General features: G+C 67.0%; 14 protein-coding genes. 8 read left to right on the top strand and 6 right to left on the bottom strand.

Translation table 11 applies throughout. The features are described 5' to 3' along the window. The first annotated feature begins 213 nt into the window (after positions 1-213). The 4 genes from J8I34_RS14375 (at position 214) to J8I34_RS14360 (ending at position 4,252) form a co-directional block, all read left to right on the top strand. The gene (locus J8I34_RS14375; protein WP_209806313.1) at positions 214-945 is read left to right on the top strand and encodes an oxygen-binding di-iron domain-containing protein; all 732 of its coding nucleotides are present in this window, start codon (positions 214-216) and stop codon (positions 943-945) included. A gap of 70 nt (positions 946-1,015) precedes the next feature. Continuing rightward, positions 1,016-1,864, top strand: coding sequence for a class I SAM-dependent methyltransferase (locus tag J8I34_RS14370; RefSeq protein WP_209806312.1), 849 nt, complete (start codon positions 1,016-1,018; stop codon positions 1,862-1,864). 277 nt (positions 1,865-2,141) lie between these two features. Continuing rightward, positions 2,142-3,071: a LysR family transcriptional regulator gene (locus J8I34_RS14365; protein WP_209771202.1), complete on the top strand. Its 930-nt coding sequence runs from the start codon at positions 2,142-2,144 to the stop codon at positions 3,069-3,071. A 335-nt stretch (positions 3,072-3,406) separates the two neighbouring features. Beyond that, the gene (locus J8I34_RS14360; protein ID WP_209806311.1) at positions 3,407-4,252 is read left to right on the top strand and encodes a cytochrome c; all 846 of its coding nucleotides are present in this window, start codon (positions 3,407-3,409) and stop codon (positions 4,250-4,252) included. 33 nt (positions 4,253-4,285) lie between these two features. Here the strand turns inward: J8I34_RS14360 and J8I34_RS14355 are convergent, their stop codons facing one another. Further along, positions 4,286-5,152 (bottom strand): LysR family transcriptional regulator, encoded by an 867-nt coding sequence (locus J8I34_RS14355; RefSeq protein WP_209771199.1) that lies wholly within the window; start codon positions 5,150-5,152, stop codon positions 4,286-4,288. A 151-nt stretch (positions 5,153-5,303) separates the two neighbouring features. On the opposite strand from J8I34_RS14355, the gene J8I34_RS14350 reads away from it, so the two are divergent. Beyond that, positions 5,304-6,617 (top strand): DUF3422 family protein, encoded by a 1,314-nt coding sequence (locus J8I34_RS14350; protein ID WP_029045322.1) that lies wholly within the window; start codon positions 5,304-5,306, stop codon positions 6,615-6,617. A 334-nt stretch (positions 6,618-6,951) separates the two neighbouring features. Here the strand turns inward: J8I34_RS14350 and J8I34_RS14345 are convergent, their stop codons facing one another. Further along, entirely contained in the window at positions 6,952-9,240 is a 2,289-nt protein-coding gene (locus J8I34_RS14345; RefSeq protein WP_029045321.1) for a nitric-oxide reductase large subunit, read from the bottom strand. A 37-nt stretch (positions 9,241-9,277) separates the two neighbouring features. Next, positions 9,278-9,994: an iron-sulfur cluster repair protein YtfE gene (gene ytfE / locus J8I34_RS14340; RefSeq protein ID WP_029045320.1), complete on the bottom strand. Its 717-nt coding sequence runs from the start codon at positions 9,992-9,994 to the stop codon at positions 9,278-9,280. A gap of 153 nt (positions 9,995-10,147) precedes the next feature. Here ytfE and norR point away from each other — a divergent pair, with 153 nt between their 5' ends. The 3 genes from norR (at position 10,148) to J8I34_RS14325 (ending at position 14,067) form a co-directional block, all read left to right on the top strand. Continuing rightward, positions 10,148-11,713, top strand: coding sequence for a nitric oxide reductase transcriptional regulator NorR (gene norR, locus J8I34_RS14335; RefSeq protein ID WP_209771193.1), 1,566 nt, complete (start codon positions 10,148-10,150; stop codon positions 11,711-11,713). 141 nt (positions 11,714-11,854) lie between these two features. Then, positions 11,855-12,286: a phasin family protein gene (locus J8I34_RS14330; protein ID WP_209771190.1), complete on the top strand. Its 432-nt coding sequence runs from the start codon at positions 11,855-11,857 to the stop codon at positions 12,284-12,286. A gap of 179 nt (positions 12,287-12,465) precedes the next feature. Continuing rightward, positions 12,466-14,067 carry a histidine kinase N-terminal 7TM domain-containing protein gene (locus tag J8I34_RS14325; RefSeq protein ID WP_209771187.1) on the top strand — a complete coding sequence of 534 codons (1,602 nt, stop codon included), beginning with the start codon at positions 12,466-12,468 and terminating at the stop codon, positions 14,065-14,067. 27 nt (positions 14,068-14,094) lie between these two features. On the opposite strand, the gene ubiT is transcribed toward J8I34_RS14325, so the two are convergent. From ubiT to ubiU, 3 genes are all read right to left on the bottom strand, one after another. Next, positions 14,095-14,565 (bottom strand): ubiquinone anaerobic biosynthesis accessory factor UbiT, encoded by a 471-nt coding sequence (ubiT, locus tag J8I34_RS14320; protein ID WP_029045316.1) that lies wholly within the window; start codon positions 14,563-14,565, stop codon positions 14,095-14,097. After that, a complete protein-coding gene (locus J8I34_RS14315) occupies positions 14,562-15,503 on the bottom strand; it encodes a U32 family peptidase (protein WP_209806318.1) in 942 nt (313 codons plus the stop codon). Before J8I34_RS14315 ends, ubiT begins: the two co-directional genes overlap by 4 nt. 71 nt (positions 15,504-15,574) lie before the next feature. Further along, on the bottom strand, positions 15,575-16,633 hold the full coding sequence (gene ubiU / locus J8I34_RS14310; RefSeq protein ID WP_029045314.1) for a ubiquinone anaerobic biosynthesis protein UbiU: 1,059 nt from the start codon (positions 16,631-16,633) through the stop codon (positions 15,575-15,577). Between the last annotated feature and the right edge of the window lie 191 nt (positions 16,634-16,824).

Raw genomic sequence — 16,824 nt, 5'->3', positions numbered from 1 at the left:
GAAGTTCATGTCGCGGCGAAGACACTGCGAGGCTTACGAGCCGTCGACGACGGGGACAATTGTGTATAACCACATGACCTAAGTGGGGAGCAACGGGTCCTGGATCAGAAGCGGTCGTTGGACATCAGTATCTGGATGGTCGACAATCGCCGAACGGGTACCGCCGGGCTGGCCGAGCCTGGCCCCGTCAATTGCCCCGGAAAGGAGCGCACCATGGCGACCCTGTCCCTTTCGAGCGGTACAAGAATTGACGAGATTGCGAACCGCATCTATCGCATCTCCACGCCGGTCGAGATCCCAGGTGGTGGCGGATTCTCTTTCAACCAGTATCTGATCGACGACGACCAGCCGCTGCTGTTTCATACCGGCCTGCGCAGGCTATTTCCGGTCATCGGGGAAGCGGTCGGGCGGATCATGCCAATCGATCGCTTGCGCTTTGTCGGTTTCTCGCATTTCGAGGCCGACGAGTGCGGCGCACTCAATGAGTTTCTCGCGGCCGCGCCGGGTGCGGAACCACTGTGCGGCCAGGTCGCGGCCATGGTCTCGGTTAGCGACTATGCCGACCGGCCGCCACGTGCGCTGGAAGATGGCGAGTCGATCTCGCTCGGGCAGCATAGCGTGCGCTGGCTTTATACGCCGCATCTGCCGCACGCCTGGGAATGCGGATTCCTCATGGAGACCGCGTCGGCAACGCTGCTTTGTGGCGATTTGTTTACCCAGGGCGGTTCTGAGCACCCGCCGCTTACCGAAAGCGACATCCTCGAACCGAGCGAGGCTTTCCGTCGCAAGATGGACTATTTCTCGCACACCCGGAACGCCCGCGCAATGCTGGAACGCCTTGCCGCATTGCAGCCGACAACGCTCGCCTGTATGCACGGCAGCGCCTGGAGGGGCGATGGCGCGGCCTTGTTGCGCGCGCTCGCCGACAGCATCGAACGCGGCTAAGCGCCGCGCTGAAGTGCCACCCGCTCCGGAGTGGCCCAGATGCGGCGGCGGATCCTGAGGGAGTCTCCAGATGACCGACAGCAACGTGAAATCCAGTCTTCGCAATACGTGGGAGTCGGCAGCTCCCGGCTGGGCGAAGTGGGAGCATGTGTTCGCCACCAATCTTTCGGGCGCCACGGACGCGCTCATCGATATGGCCGGTATCCGGCCGGGCATGCGCGTTCTCGATCTGGCCTGCGGTGCCGGCAGCCAGAGTATCCAGACAGCGATGCGAGTGGGCGCCGACGGCGAAGTGGTCGCCAGTGATATATCGGGCACCATGCTGGAGCATGTCCGCCGAAATGCCGCTCGTGCCGGTCTCCGGAATATCGAAACGCTGGAATGCGCAGCAGACGAACTGGACGAGACGCTGGCCCCGTTCGACGCGGCGATATGCCGATTGGGCTTGATGCTTTTCCCGTCACCTGGCGAGGCACTGAAAGCTGTCCGGCGCGCACTCAAGCCTGGCGCGCGTTTCGCGGCGCTGGTCTTCACGACGCCGGCCAACAATCCCTTTATGGCGGAACCGATGGCGATCCTTCTACGCCACGCGGGCAAGTCTCCTCCCGCGCCCGGACAACCCGGAATCTTCGCACTGGGAGGCGAAGGCGCGATGGAACGCCTGTTGAACGACAGCGGTCTTGGCGATGTGAAAACACAGCACGTTCGAGCGCAGCTCGTCTTGCCGAGCGCGTCCGATGCCCTGCAACTGATGCAGGAAGCCGCCGGGGCATACCGGGCCTTGGTAGCGGACCTCGACGTCGCGGCAAGATTAAAGGCCTGGAACGATGTTCATGAATGCCTGAAGCAGTTCGAAGTCGCTGAAGGCTTCAAGACCGAGCTTGAACTCATCATCGGGTCAGGCGCCAAGCCAAGCTAGTTTTCGGCCGTTGGGGACTGGAGGTCGCCTGCTGGTGAAATCGTGTCGCCTCATGCTCGACACCGTCCCCAACCGTTTCGCCAGCGCATTCCCTTCGATTACTTCGTACCCGAATCCGGCGTGATCAAGCATGCCGCGGGAGCCGGCATTCCGTCCCGAGGTGTCCTCGCCGGCGCGCAAGGCCTCGGCCGCTGAATCCATGGAAAACGGCGTAGACACAGCCATATTAACCGTCTTATGCTTTTCTACTGGCACCATTAACATCACGTTAATCATCATGAAGATGAACCTCCGCCAGATAGAGGTATTCCGCGCGATCATGCTGACCGGGTCGATCAGTGGCGCATCGAAGCTGCTCTTTGTTTCCCAGCCCGCCATCAGCCGACTGATGGCGCACACTGAGCAACGGCTTGGATTGACCTTGTTTGTCCGCGCCAAGGGCCGTCTTCACCCTACGCCCGAGGCCCGTCGACTGTTAGGCGAAGTGAATGCCGTCTACGAAGGCGTAGAACGCGTGAACGAGGTGGCAGAGGATCTGGTGGCCAATCGCACCGGCAGCGTAAGGATCTCGTGCAGTCCGAACATGGGACAGACGTTGTTGCCAAACGCCATTGCCAAATTCCGCAAGGCTCATCCCGCCGTGCGTGTGGTGGTTCGCACGCAGATCGCGAGCAACATGTTGCGCAGCCTTCTGTCAGGGCAGGTGGATCTGGCGGTGTCGAGCATGCCGCTGACCCACCCGAATCTGGAGTCCCGGCTGCTGGTAAAGAATCCCATTGTGGCGCTGATTCCGACGGGTCATCGGCTCAGCACGCGCACCTGGGTACGCCCTCAGGATCTCGTGAACGAAGACCTGATCGGCTATGGCTCGGACGTACCATTCAGCCTGCTGGTGCACCACGTTTTCGGCAAGGAAAGCGAGCAACCCGATGTCAAGGTGCAGGTCGAACAAGCGCATGTGGCACGCGCCCTGGCCCAGGCTGGGGCGGGCATCGCGCTTGTCGACGCCATGACGGTTTTCGGCCAGGCCTGGCGGGACATTGTCGCGGTGCCTGTGCGCACGGAAGTCAATGCCTCGGTTCAAATCTACAACGTCAACATCGAACCATTGTCGAGGCTGTCGCTGGCATTCGTCGACACGCTGAATGCGATTGTGAAGCGGCAGGCCGCTTCCGATAGCAGGGAAACCAGGAAAAACGCTTCGTAAGCGCGCCGGAGGTAGCCCCATCCGCTTCCCGCTCTCACCGCACCAGGTAGACAGGGCGAGATGCAAGCAAGGCGTCACCCCTCTCCAGAATGCGATCGGTTACCTGGTGATGCCCCCGGGCTGGGCACCGGACGGGCAGGGCCAGACGACGGAAGTCCTGCGGCAGCAGCAAGCCATGGAGCGTGCGGTGGCGGTGAGCGCGCGGTAACAGGCAAGACAGGCGGAAAAGAAGCGGGCAGCGCAGGCTGTCCGTTTTTTTTTATTACACTGAGCCTTCGACGCGCATTTCAACACGCATTTCAACACGTTACGCCGCTTCCGGAGAGACACCACCCATGAAGGCCTGGATTGCAAAGGCAGTTGGAGCGCTTGCCTGTGCCATGGTATGCCTTGCAGGTCCGGCGAGCGGCGCCGAACCCGCCACGCTGGTCGTTGCGGCTGGTACGCAACAACGCAGCTGGACGGCCGAGGCGCTGCTAAAGGACCGCCGACTGGCTGACGTGACGGTCGACGATGACAACCTGAAACGCCGCCTGACGTTCAAGGCGATCCCCATGGCTTCCCTGTTGCGCGGCATGCCGGCGGAGGCCGGCGCGACTGCCACGACAGCAGCCAGCGATGGCTATGTCTCTCACCTGCCGCTGCGCATGCTGCTGGCCGATAGCGCCGACGAGCCGCGGGCCTGGCTGGCGGTAGAGAATCCTGCGAGGCCGTGGCCGAAGCTCAAAGGCCAGGGCATCGGCCCGTTTCGCCTGATCTGGACATTGCCGTCGGGGCGCGCCGCATCCGTGGTCAACGAAAGCCATTGGACCTACAGCATCGTGCGCATCGATATCACCGCATCGCCCGCGGAGCGCTTCGCGGCCATCCGGCCTGCCTCCGACCAGCCAGCCGACGGCCCGGTCATGCGCGGCTTCGCCACCTTCCAGCGCGTCTGCTTCTCGTGCCACTCGCTGAACAAGGTCGGCGATGCCCACCTCGGTCCGGACCTCAATGTGCCGCACAGCGCGGTGGAATATATGGGCGACGACAAGCTGGCCAAGCTGATCCGCGACCCGCAGTCACTGCGTTGGTGGCCCGGCGCGCGCATGCCGGCAATCGACGACAAGGCGCTCTCCGATGCTGACCTGAAGGACCTCCTGGCGTACCTGCATAATATGGCGGGACGCAAGGGCTCCTGAAGCCTGGTGCCGCATTCATACTGGCTGCGGATGTCAGACCTGGCCCGTGCCTGGCCGAAGATCCGTCATGATCTGCTCGGCAAGGAAATCACAAGGCGGCCGCTTCGACTTCGCGCTTCGGGCAAGGATCAGCTCGAGCGGAGGCAGGTCGGGCAGTCCGTGGGCCTGGCCAAGCACGGTCAGCTGTGGCGGGATCGCGCAGCGGGCCAGCGCCGCGACGGCCAGGCCTGCCTCGACCATGCTGAGCAAACCCAGCAGGCTCGGACTCTCGTACGACGTTCGATGCGGAATCCTTGCGCGGTCCAGGCTGCGGATCGCGTTCTCGCGCGCCACGCTCCCCGGCATGAACACGGCGATAGGCAACGGCCTGTCCTCCCAGACTTGCGGCCCGTTCGCCATGGCGGCCCACGCCATCGGCTCGTGCCGGATGAAGTCGCCGGACAAGCCCTTCACGCGCGTGCCGCAGACCAGGTCGACCGTGCCGTCCTTGACCAGTGGCGCGAGCGCGCTGCTGGGCAGGCCCACGACCTGGATCTGCACTTTCGGATACGTCGTCGAGAACTTCTTCAGCACGGATGGCAGCAGCGATGACGCGTAGTCGTCGGGCACCCCGATCGCTACCTTCCCCGTCACTTCCGGCCGTACCACGGCAGCCCAGGCTTCGTCGTGCAGGGCCAGCATCCGCCGTGCGAAGCCCAGCAGCACTTCACCCTCATGCGTCAGCACGATGCTGCGCGGCCGCCGCACGAACAGGGGCCGGCCCAGTGCCTCCTCGAGTGCCTTGATTTGCATGCTGACAGCGGACTGCGAGCGGTTCACCGCCTCGGCCGCCCGCGTCATGTTGCCGCTCTCGGCGACGGCGATGACCGTCGCCAGGACATCGTGGTCGAGCATCTTCATAGGTATCAGGAAAACTGAACACAATAATCAATATTATGCGTTTTCCTTCTTGAAAGCGGCATGCGATATTTCGTCAACAACAAACCGGAGACGTGGACCGCAATCTCGCGCCATGTCTCGACCGCGGGATTCCGGTATCCGCCATCCGAGCATGGACAACAAAGCCGCTTCGTCACTCGTCGACCACCCGCTGCGCGCCTCCCTGGTCGCTGAATTGCACGCCCGCCCCTTTCTTCGGTTCAGCGGCAGCGTGTCACTGACCCACTACGCGATCTACTCGGATGAGGATCCGGCGATCCACGAGTATCTCGTGCGCACCTTGTGCGAACAGACCGGCATGGCGCTGCCGGTGGACGGGGTCACGCACTACGCCGTGCAATCTCCCTTCGGCTGGCATTTGAAGTGGGAGCGGCACACCGAGTTCTCCACCTTCACATTCGTCAGTCCGCGCAACGACACCGACTACTTCAACGACCTCGCCATCCATCGTGTTCCGGCGGATTGGCTGGGCCTGCTGGCGGGCAAACGATTTCATGCGGTCCGGATGGAATTGCTGTCAGGAAACGCCGCGGCTGAGGTGAGCGCGAACCTGCGCCATTGGCTCGACGGGCCGATTCTCGTCGGCAGCGATGTCCTGGGCGGCGGCAAGGTCTACTGCGACTGGAATGTGCGGGCCGACGGCTACATGCGCATCCTCGCGATCGACGAGGACTTCCGCGAGGAACAGGGCGGCAGGCTGCTTCAGCGGCTCTATGAGATCGAGACATATCGCATGATGGCGTTGCTGGCGCTGCCGGTCGCACGCAGCCTGGGCCGCGAGCTCGACGGCATTCACGGCTCGCTCCAGGAACTGATGCGGGCCATGGATGCCCGTCGCGCCGGCGAGGACGATGCGGAACTGCTGGACAAGCTCACCGAACTGGCCGTGCGCGTGGAATCGCTGTCCGGCCACAGCGGGCGCTTCAGCGCTTCGCGTGCGTATGAGCGAATCGTCCTGGCGCGAATCCAGGAGTTGCGGGAACAACGAATCGAGGGAATGCCGACGATAGCGGAATTCATGGAGCGGCGCTTCGCGCCTGCCATGGAGACGTGCCGGAGCGTCTGGTCACGCCACGAGCAAATCGCGGCACGGGTCGCACGGGCCGTCGACCTGCTCCGCACCCGCGTCAACCTGGCCCAGGAACGCGATGTCACAAGGCTGCTCGCCGGACTGGATCGTACCGCACGCAACCAGTTGCATCTGCAGCATGCCGTCGAGGGGCTGTCTGTCGCCGCGATCTCGTACTACGTGCTGTCCATCGCGGCAGCGGGGCTGAAGGCGCTGCATGTCGTCAAGCTGCCTGTCGATCCCGAGCTGGCGGAAGGCCTGTTGATCCTTCCTGTGGTGATGATCGTGTTCGGGATCATCAAACGCAGCCGGACGCAGAAATCCCGCGATGGCCACGTCCAGGCGGGCTCCGCCTGACGAGGCGACGATCTGAAGAGCTACTTACCGGGAAACGCATATGAACGCCACGACAAGCATAGCCTCCGTTCACTTATCTTTGCCTGGCGCTAGCCGGCAGGCCGCGCAGACCAGGCCGCATTGGGCGAGCCAGGCTCGACCCGAGTCGCGCGCCCTCGGGCAACGGACCCCTACGGAAGTGCTGACGGACAACTCGAACGATCGGCCAGACGTCGCGACGATCGCGGTGCTGGGCTACAACTGACGCAAAAAAACGCCCGCCCGGAAACCGGGCGGGCAAGTACTGCCTCTCCTTACCTCTTGCTGCTTCAATACTGCCTCGTAGCCGCGCGCTTCAGCGCGCCGCCGCCTTCATCCTCACGGCCGCCGCGTCCGCCGCGGCCGGGGTGCGGTTCGCCAGACCCAGCACCACCTGCCAGGCAAACGACACCGCGCCGACAATAAACACCACGTCGCCGAACGTGCGCACCCAGCGCAGCGTCTGCAGGATCGGCTGCTGCATGAACTCCTCGCTGCGCGAATACCACGTGCCATGCTCGACGCTGGCCAGGAACTGGATGATGCCGACGGGCAGCAGGCTGGTGCCGATCATCAGCACCAGGCCGGCGTTCAGGCCCCAGAAAGCCGTCTTCATCAGCGCCGGGCTCAGCCGGTAGGCCGGCCGAACATAGCGCAGCACCAGCAGCGTGAAGCCCAGCGCCAGGAAGCCGTAGACCCCGAACAGCGCCGCATGCGCATGGACCGGCGTGGTGTTCTGGCCCTGGATGTAGTACAGCGCGATCGGCGGGTTGATCATGAAGCCGAACACGCCGGCGCCCAGCATGTTCCAGAACGCCACCGCGACGAAGCACATCAGCGGCCACTTCAGGTCTGCCATCCACGGCGCGCGCTGCTTCAGGCTCCAGTTCTCCCAGGCCTCATGGCCCAGCACGATCAGCGGCACCACTTCCAGCGCGCTGAACGCGGCGCCGACCGCCATCACCGGCGTGGTGGTGCCGGCAAAGTACAGGTGGTGGAAGGTGCCGGGGATGCCGCCGAGCATGAACAGCGACGCCGAGGCCAGGCTGGCCGCGGTCGCCATCGGGCGCGACACCAGCCCCAGCGTGGCGAAGATAAAGGCCAGGGCGGTGGTAGCGAAGACCTCGAAGAAGCCTTCCACCCACAGGTGCACCACCCACCAGCGCCAGTACTCCATCACCGTCAGGCTGGTGCGCTCGCCGTAGGCCAGGCCCGCGCCGTAGAACAGGCCGATCGCCACCACCGACGAGGTCAGCAGCGCCAGCAGGTTGCGGTCGGTGCCGCGCGCGCGCAGCGCCGGCAGGATGCCGCGCATCATCAGCACGAGCCAGATCAGGATGCCGGCGAACTTGCCGATCTGCCACAGCCGGCCCAGGTCGACGTATTCATAGCCCTGGTGGCCCAGCCAGAAGTTCAGGTGCGGCGGCAGCTTCTGCGCGATCGCCAGGTAATTGCCGGCGAACGAGCCCACCACCACGACCACCAGTGCCCAGAACAGGACATCAACGCCGAGCCGCTGGAACTTCGGGTCCTTGCCGCCGTTGATCAGCGGCGCCAGGAACAGGCCCGCGGCCAGGAAGCCCGTGGCGATCCAGAACAGCGCGCTCTGGATATGCCAGGTGCGCACCAGCGCGTAGGGGAACCACTGCGATACGTCGATGCCGTAGAACTTCTGCCCCTCGACGGTGTAGTGCGCGGTAAAGCCGCCCAGGAACACCTGGAACACGAACAGCGCCACCACCAGGAACAGGTACTTGCCGAGCGCGCGCTGCGACGGGGTCAGCGCCACCGACAGCAGCGGGTCGCGCGCGGGCGCCTGCGGCGGCGTCTCTTCCTTGCCGCGCAGGAAAGCCCACGCCCACACCAGGAAGCCCACGCCAGCCAGCAACACCACCACGCTGATCACCGACCACACCACGTTTTCGCTGGTCGGCTTGTTGCCGATCAGCGGCTCATGCGGCCAGTTGTTGGTGTAGGTGGCTTCCTGCCCCGGGCGCGCGGTCGAGGCGACCCATGCGGTCCAGAAGAAGAACTGCGTCAGCTGCTGGCGCCGCTCGGCGCTGGGCAGCGTGTTCTCCTTCATGGCGAAGTGATCGCGCGTGGTGTGCAGCGCCGGCGCGTCGGAGAAGAGCTGGTCGTAGTAGGCCGCGGTGTTGGCGATGGCCTGTGCGCGGCGCTTCGACACGGTCAGCACATTGGTGGCCGGGTCGGTGGCGTTGCCGCGGTATTCCGTGCGCAACTGCTCGCGCAGCGCGGCCTGTTCGGGCGCGGCCAGTTTGGCGTACGGACGGCCGTACGTATCCTGCGCCGCCAGTTCGAGCCACGCGGTCAGTTCGCGGTGCAGCCAGTCGGCGGTCCAGTCCGGCGCCTGGTAGGCGCCATGGCCCCAGATCGAGCCGAGCTGCATGCCGCCCACCGACTGCCAGGCCGTCTGGCCGTCCAGGATCTCTTCGCCGGTGAACAGGGTGCGGCCTTCGGCCGTGACCACCTTGTCCGGCATTGGCGGGGCCTGCCGGTACACCTCGACGCCGTAGTAGCCGAGCAGGGAGAAAGTGACCGCCAGCACGGCGATCAACAAGAACCAGAGTCTGCGGTAGGAACCCATGATGCGATTTCGTTGGTTGTGATGGGTGGTGCGCGGTTCAGGCGTGGCTCGCGCAGCCGCAACCGGTGGCGGGCACGGTGGCGGCCACTGCGGCGTTCTCGAACAGCACGTTGTTTTCCAGGTGGATGTGTTCCATCAGGTCTTCGCGCAGCGCGCGCAGGCCCAGGTAAAGCGCGCGCCAGGTATTGCAGGCCGCGCGCGGCAGCGTGATGTCGTTGGTCAGCGCGGCCATCCGCTGCAGCGCCACGCCGTGGTCGTCATGCTCCATGCGCATCACCGCGATGGGGCGGCCGGCGGCGGCCTGCAGGCCGCGCGTCAGCATCGGGAACAGCACCTGCTCTTCCTTCTGCATATGGGTTTCCAGCTCGCCGAGCATGGCGGTCAGGTGGTCGGCCAGGCCGACCGGGCAATCGGGCCGGTCGCCGTGGACCTGCTCGACCCGGCTTGCGAGCCGGATCAGTTCGGGAAGCTGCTCGCGGTGACGGGCGTGAAAGCGGGTCAGGATATGGTCGATCAGCGCGGCCGGCGTGGCGGTGTTCCAGTCCTGTCCGGCGGGTGCGGCATCGTCGTGCAGGGCATGCAGCCGCGCTTCGATGCTGTCGATGGCGGCGGCATCAAGGCCCTTTTCGAGCGCGGCATCGCGCAGGGTCTGCTTGCCTCCGCAGCAGAAGTCGAGCGCGTAGTCATGGAAGATGCGCGTCGCGCCGGGGATGCGGCGGGCCAGTTGGCCGAGCGATTGGTCCTGGAAGGTCATGAGGTGCTCCTGTGTGGGAAGTTGCGTCTGCCTGACATAACGCGAGGAGCGTGCCTGAAAAAAACCATTCCAGATCAATGGGTTGCTATACGAACGGTTATAAATACCCTACACTTCCCATGGTACTAATTACCTTATCAGGTGTTTTTCACCATGACGAATTCAGCGATCGTTCCCGAATTGCTGGCTGACCTGGTGGCCGACCTGCCCCACGCCGTGCGCCTGCAGCGCCTGGTCAGCGGGCTGCGCGGGCATTTCCGCTGCGGCGCCGTGGCGCTGCTGCGGCTGGAGGAAGACCACCTGCGTCCCATGGCAGTGGACGGCCTGGTCCGCGACGCGCTGGGCCGGCGCTTTGCCGTAGCCCTGCATCCGCGCCTCGCGGCAATCCTGGCGCGGCGCGGCGTGACCTGCTTCCACCATGAAAGCGTGCTGCCCGACCCGTACGACGGCCTGATCGACGAGCACGTGGGCGAGCCGCTGCCCGTGCATGACTGCATGGGCACCAGCCTGGAGGTCGAAGGGCAGCCATGGGGCGTGCTGACCCTCGATGCGCTCGCCGTGGGCACCTTCGACGCCGCCGCACAGGCCGAGCTGCAGCGGCTCACCGTGGTGGTCGAGGCAGCGATCCGCACCACCCGGCTCGAGGCCGAGATCCTGGCGCTGCAGGTGGCACGGGGCAAGCCCGTTGCCGACGAAGGCACGGCGGGCGCCGGCGACATCACCGGCGAGATCGTCGGCCAGAGCGAGGCCATCGCCAACCTGCTGCACGAGCTGGAAGTGGTTGCCGATACCGAACTGCCGGTGCTGCTGCTGGGCGAGACGGGCGTCGGCAAGGAGCTGTTCGCGCACCGGCTGCACCGCCAGTCACGCCGGCGCGCGCAGCCGCTGGTACACGTCAACTGCGCGGCGCTGCCCGAGTCCCTGGCCGAGAGCGAGCTGTTCGGCCACGCCCGCGGCGCGTTCTCCGGCGCCACCGGCGAACGCCCGGGACGCTTCGAGGCCGCCGACGGCGGCACGCTGTTCCTCGATGAAGTCGGCGAGCTGCCGCTGTCGATCCAGGCCAAGCTGCTGCGCACGCTGCAGAACGGCGAGATCCAGCGGCTGGGCTCGGACCGGCCACGCCGCGTCAACGTGCGCGTGATCGCCGCCACCAACCGCAACCTGCGCGAACATGTGCGCGATGGCTCGTTCCGCGCCGACCTGTACCACCGCCTGTCGGTCTACCCGATCCCGATCCCGCCGCTGCGCGAGCGCGGCAACGACGTGCTGCTGCTGGCCGGGCGCTTCCTGGAGCTGAACCGCGCCCGCCTGGGCCTGCGCAGCCTGCGCCTGTCGCCGGCGGCACAGGATGCGCTGCGGCGCTACCGCTGGCCCGGCAACGTGCGCGAACTCGAGCACGTGCTCAGCCGCGCCGCGCTGCGCGCGGTCAGCCGGGGCGCCGGCCGCAACGACATCGTCACGCTGGAGACGGAGCTGCTTGACCTGGACGGACTCGATGCGCCGCCTTCGGGGCTGGCGCAAGCCGCGCATGCCGCCCATACAGCGCTGCCAGCGATCGTCCCCGGCATGAGCCTGCGCGACGCCGTCGACCAGACCCAGCGCGCCTGCATCGAGCAGGCGCTGCAGGCCCACGGCGGCAACTGGGCGCAGACGGCGCGGCAACTCGGCGTGGACGCCAGCAACCTGCACAAGCTGGCCAGGCGCCTGGGCTGCAAGTGAGGGCGTGCGCGGCATCGGCGATGGCAAAGATCGTCTGATCTGCTTAAGCTAGTCAGGCGTCGTTTGCAGTGCAACATGCATGTGCTGTCATCAGCACCCTGCGGCCGGCGCAACCTGTGGATCCAACCGGAGATGCCCAAGATGATGACCGCAACGCAAGCCTTCTGGCCATTCCCTGCCGTTTTCACGGCAGGCTTTGGCAGCCTGCAACAGTTCCAGTCCATGCAGGCAGACCTGGCCGACACGTGGCGACGCATGGCCGAGCTGAACCTGGAATTTGCACGCAGCATGGCGGACGAACTGCGCTTCGACGCCGTGGGCCTGCTGATGGAACAGGATCCCGAGAGCCTCTACGCGCGCGAGATCGCCAGCGAGCTGCCGCTGCTGGGCGGGCCGCTGCACTATGCGTCGGCCATGCTGGAGCTGCTGGCGCGCGCCCACCAGAAATGGATCGATGGCTGGGGCCACCTGCTCATGCAGGGCCCGCTGACCGACTGGACCGCGGGCGCCAAGGCCGTCACGGACATTCCCGCCTGGCTGGTCCGCGAGACACCGCGTCCGCGCGCGAACTGACCCGGCTCGAGCGCCGTGGCGTTGCGTGCCGGCACGCCGCGGCCAATTTTTCCTGCGTGCCTTGCCATGGCAACCCGCGCGCCCCGGTATCATGCAAATCATGACACCCCGATCCGCCTGCGCCGCCGTCCCGGCTGGCGGATCTCCGCACAGGACTGGTACAGGACGCGCCCCGGTACATGCCCTCATATCCACTGGTCCTGCTGCTCACCGTCGCCGTCGTCTGCTGCATCGGCATGGCCATCGCCACCTGGCCCCGGCGCGACGACCCCACCGTCCAGGCGTTCCTGGTGCTGGCCTTCGGCGCGGTGGTCTGGAGCGGCGGACGCTTGCTTGAGATCAGCTCGACCGACCTGCCCGGGCGCATCCTGTGGGCCAAGATCCAGTACATCGGCATTGTCGCGGTGCCGATCGGCTGGCTGGTGGCGATGGTCCACCTGAGCCGCCCGCGCTACGTGGTGCCGTGGTCGCGGCTGTGGCTGCCAGTGCTGGCCGCAGTGGTGACGGTGGTGCTGGTCTTCACCAACGAGCGCCACCACCTGGTCTGGACACGCATCACGCTGATGCCGCCCGGGGTCGCGCCCGGCGCGGTGTTCGAGCATGGCGCGGGCTACGCCGTCGCGGCCTTCTGGTCTTACTCGCTCCTGGCGCTAAGCTGGTATTTCCTGGTAACGGCCGAGGTGCCCAACGACGCCCTGTCGCGCCGCGGCCGCGCCATCCTGGCCGGCGGCCTGGCGCTGCCGCTGATTGCCCATGTCGCGTACCTGTACCGCTGGACCGGCCCGCTGGGCGGCGACCTGACCCCGGCCACGTTTTCGCTGATGGCGGTACTGGTGTGGTTCTGCGCGCTGCGCACGCACCTCGACGATATCGGCCACTACGCCCGGCTGCGCGTGTTCGATGCGCTGCGCGAGGGCTGCGTGATCGTCGACGCCAAGGGCACGGTCGTGGAATTCAATCCCGCCGCGACCCAGTTGTGGCCGGCGCTGCACCGCGGCGGGCCGGTGCCGGCGGGATGGGAGGCGGCGCTGGGATCGGCTCAGGGTTCGGCGTCTGAATCCGCGCAGGCCGCGCCCGGCCTCGCACCGGCCACGCCGTTCGTGCCGCCGGGCGCCCCGTTCGAGCTGGCTGTCGAAAGCGTCGCGCGCCTGGACGGCAGGCAGATCGGCAGCCTGGTGTTCATGCGCGACATCAGCCGCTTCCAGTCGCGCGAGCTGGCCTTGACCGCGCGCCTTGGCCAGACCGAGGAGCAGCTGTGGCAGGTGCAGGCCGACCTCGACGTCGATGCGCTCACCGGCATCTTCAACCGGCGCTACTTCCAGCGCGAGTCGCTCGCCGCCGTGACGCGCGCGCACGAGCGCGGCCAGCCTCTGGGACTGCTGATCCTGGATGTCGACCTGTTCAAGCAGTACAACGACCTGCATGGCCACCTGGCGGGCGACGACTGCCTGCGCCAGATCGCCTGCACGCTGGCGGGCACGGTAGCGGGCGAGCAGTTCTGCGCGCGGCTGGGCGGCGAGGAATTCGCGGCGGTGCTGCCCGGCGCATCGCGCGAAGAAACCCGCGAGGTGGCGCGCCGCATGGTCGCCGCGGTTCGCGAGCTTGGCATCGCGCACCGCGGCACCCCGGTGCAGCCCGTGGTAACGATCAGCGTCGGCGCGGTCTGCGCCGTGCCCGAGTCGCCGCGGCTGGAGCCGCTGCTGCACCGAGCCGACAGCGCGATGTACCGCGCCAAGCGCGCGGGCCGCAACCGGTACATGCTGGATGGCGAAGCGGCCTGAACGGCCGTGGCCTGGCCATGCCGCCGGCTAGCCCGCGCGTACCGTCAGCGCGCCCTGCAGCGCCACCAGCCGCGCCGCCGCCTGGCTGACCCACGCCGGGCGCGGCGCCGCATCGAGCCAGTACTTGACCTCGAGCCCGAGCGCGGTGTCGCCGCTGATCACCAGCTTGCGCTGGAAAAACAGCGTGTCGGTGTCGGCCTCGCCACCGAGCAGCCGCAGGTAGTCCACCGCGGCGGCGCGCAGCGTCAGCGCGGGTTCGCCGCTGCCGGCACTGGCGGTACGGAAGCGCCCGCCTTCGCAGCGGAACGGCACTTCCAGCCCCAGGTCCTGCACCGTCAGCAGGAACACATGGCCTTCCAGCGCGGCCGGCGGCTCCAGCCAGCCGGCGCGGCGCGCCAGCTCCAGCGCCGCCACCAGCGGCAGCGCGCGCGCCCGCGCCGGCATGCGCCGGTGCACGCCGGTCATCAGCTTGTGCAATGGGCTCGTGTTCGCATTCATGCCCGTGCCTCCCACGCAATGCCGGCGCCGCCGTGCCAGTAGCCATTGCAGGGCTGCGCCCCCGCCGGCGTGATGCCGCTGGGCGCCGGCGCGCGCTCACCCGCGCGGATCGCCGCCAGTTGTTGCACCACCTCCAATGTGCCGGTCGAATGCGGGCTGACGCGCAGCATGTCCACGCCCATCGCGGCCATGGCGAGCGCCTCGCCGCACAGGTCCAGGCAGGTCGCGCTCTGCGTCTGCACGCCGTTGAGCGTGAAGAACGCCTGGCCTTCGCCGGTGGCGGCGACCAGGCCGTCCGGGTAGTCCATGCAGCGGAATTCGCAGCTGTCCTTGCGCAGCCGATGGTGGCGCGCGGTGAAGCAGCGCGCCGAGAACGCCAGCGGCATGCGGCCCCAGACAAAGGCTTCGACGCCGACGCCGCCCGGCCGCGCCGCGGCCAGCGCGGCCAGCGTGCGGCCGTCCATTTCCACCGGCACGACGCAGCCGGCCGCGCCCAGTCCGGACAGCCAGGCCAGCGTGTCGGCATGGTAGACGTTCAGGTGCGGGCCGGCGATGAAAGGCCGCCCGCCCATGCAGCGCACCGCGCCGAGGTCGTTGGCCTCGACGAGGTAGCCGTGCTGCTCGCAGGCGCGGCGCATCCAGGCGATGTCGGTATCGGACTCCACCAGCACCGGCGTGGACAGCACCACCTCCTTGCCGGCATCGCGCAGCATCCGGGCGATCTCAAGCCATTGCGCGTGGCGCAGCTCGTGGCGCCGCGTGCAGACGGTCTCGCCGAGGTAGACGCGGTCGACCGGAGCATCGGCGACCGCGGCGTAGAACTGCAGCACGCGCTCGCGCGGCCAGTAGTACAGCAGCGGGCCGAGGGCGATGCCGAATTGCGGCGCAGCATGTCGTGAAACAGCTTGCGGCGCTGTCGCCGCGGCGGTGTCGGGCATGGCGGGCTCCATCATGGCAAGGGTGGCGGCGGAATCGACGGGGGGATCAAGACGGGTCGCATCCATCCGCATCACCGCCATGGCCGGTCGTAGGCGCCCTGGGTCACCTGGTCGCCCTCGGCATGGCGGCCCAGCGTGGCCTGCCATTCCTGGCGCGGCGCGAAGCGGGCGGGATCGCCGCAGGCGTCGTCGATGGCGGCGCGCAGCACGCCGACCACGTCGGCGACATAGCGCGGGCTGCGCTGCCGGCCCTCGATCTTGATCGCGGCGATGCCCATGCCGACCAGCGCCGGCAGCAGCGACAGCGCGTTGAGGCTGGTGGGTTCTTCGAGCACGTAGCCGCGCTCGCCTTCCACTTCAAAGCGGCCCTTGCACAGCGTCGGATACCCGGCCGGCTCGCCCGGCGCGTAGCTGTCGATCAGGATGCCGGACAGGCGCGCCTGCATGGTGCCGTCCTGCTCGGTCCAGCGCACCGCATGCGCGGGGGAGCAGACCCCCTTGTTATTGGGCGAATCGCCGGTCGCGTACGACGACAGCAGGCAGCGCCCCTCGGCCATCACGCACAGGCTGCCGAAGCCGAACACTTCCAGTTCGACGCTGGTCTGCCGCGCCAGCTTGCCGATCTGCGCCAGCGACAACACGCGCGGCAGCACCACGCGGCGGATATTGAAGCGCTCGCGCATCAGTTCGATGGCATCGGCATGCGTGGCCGAGCCCTGCACCGACAGGTGCAGCCGCAGCCCGGGATGGCGTTCGCAGGCATAGCCCATCAGCCCGGCGTCGGCCATGATGACCGCGTCGGCGCCCAGTTCCGCGGCGGCGTCGACGGCGCGGTGCCACTGCGCCACCGCGCCCATCTGCGCAAAGGTGTTGATCGCGAACAGCACTTCGGCGCCGCGGGCGTGGGCTTCGGCGACGCCGGTGCGGATGTCGGCCTCGGTGAAGTTCAGGCCGCCGAAGTTGCGGGCATTGGTGGCATCGCGCAGGCCCAGGTAGACCGCGTCGGCGCCGTGCTGCAGCGCCATGCGCAGCGCCGCCAGCGAGCCGGCGGGCGCGACCAGCTGGGGCCGGCGTGGCGCGCAGGCAGGCGCTACGGTGGCCGCATCCGGGCCAGTACAGGCAGTTGTCATGGTGTGGGAAACAAGACAAGGAAAACAGGACAGGAACAGCGGCTGATGCTAGCCACGCGCTGGCGATATGGGCTTGATCGCGCGCAAACCGGCACCAACCGCACATGGCTGGCGCCGGCGTATGCCAGTTGGCGTAGGCCGATGGCAGGCAGCCCTCGTGGCCTTGACCTGCGGCAAACGCAGGGTCTTTC

The sequence above is a fragment of the Cupriavidus phytohabitans genome (assembly GCF_017815025.1).
Lineage (GTDB): Bacteria > Pseudomonadota > Gammaproteobacteria > Burkholderiales > Burkholderiaceae > Cupriavidus.
The sequence above is the reverse complement of the archived record's forward strand: the minus strand, read 5'-3'. Positions and strand labels throughout refer to the sequence as shown.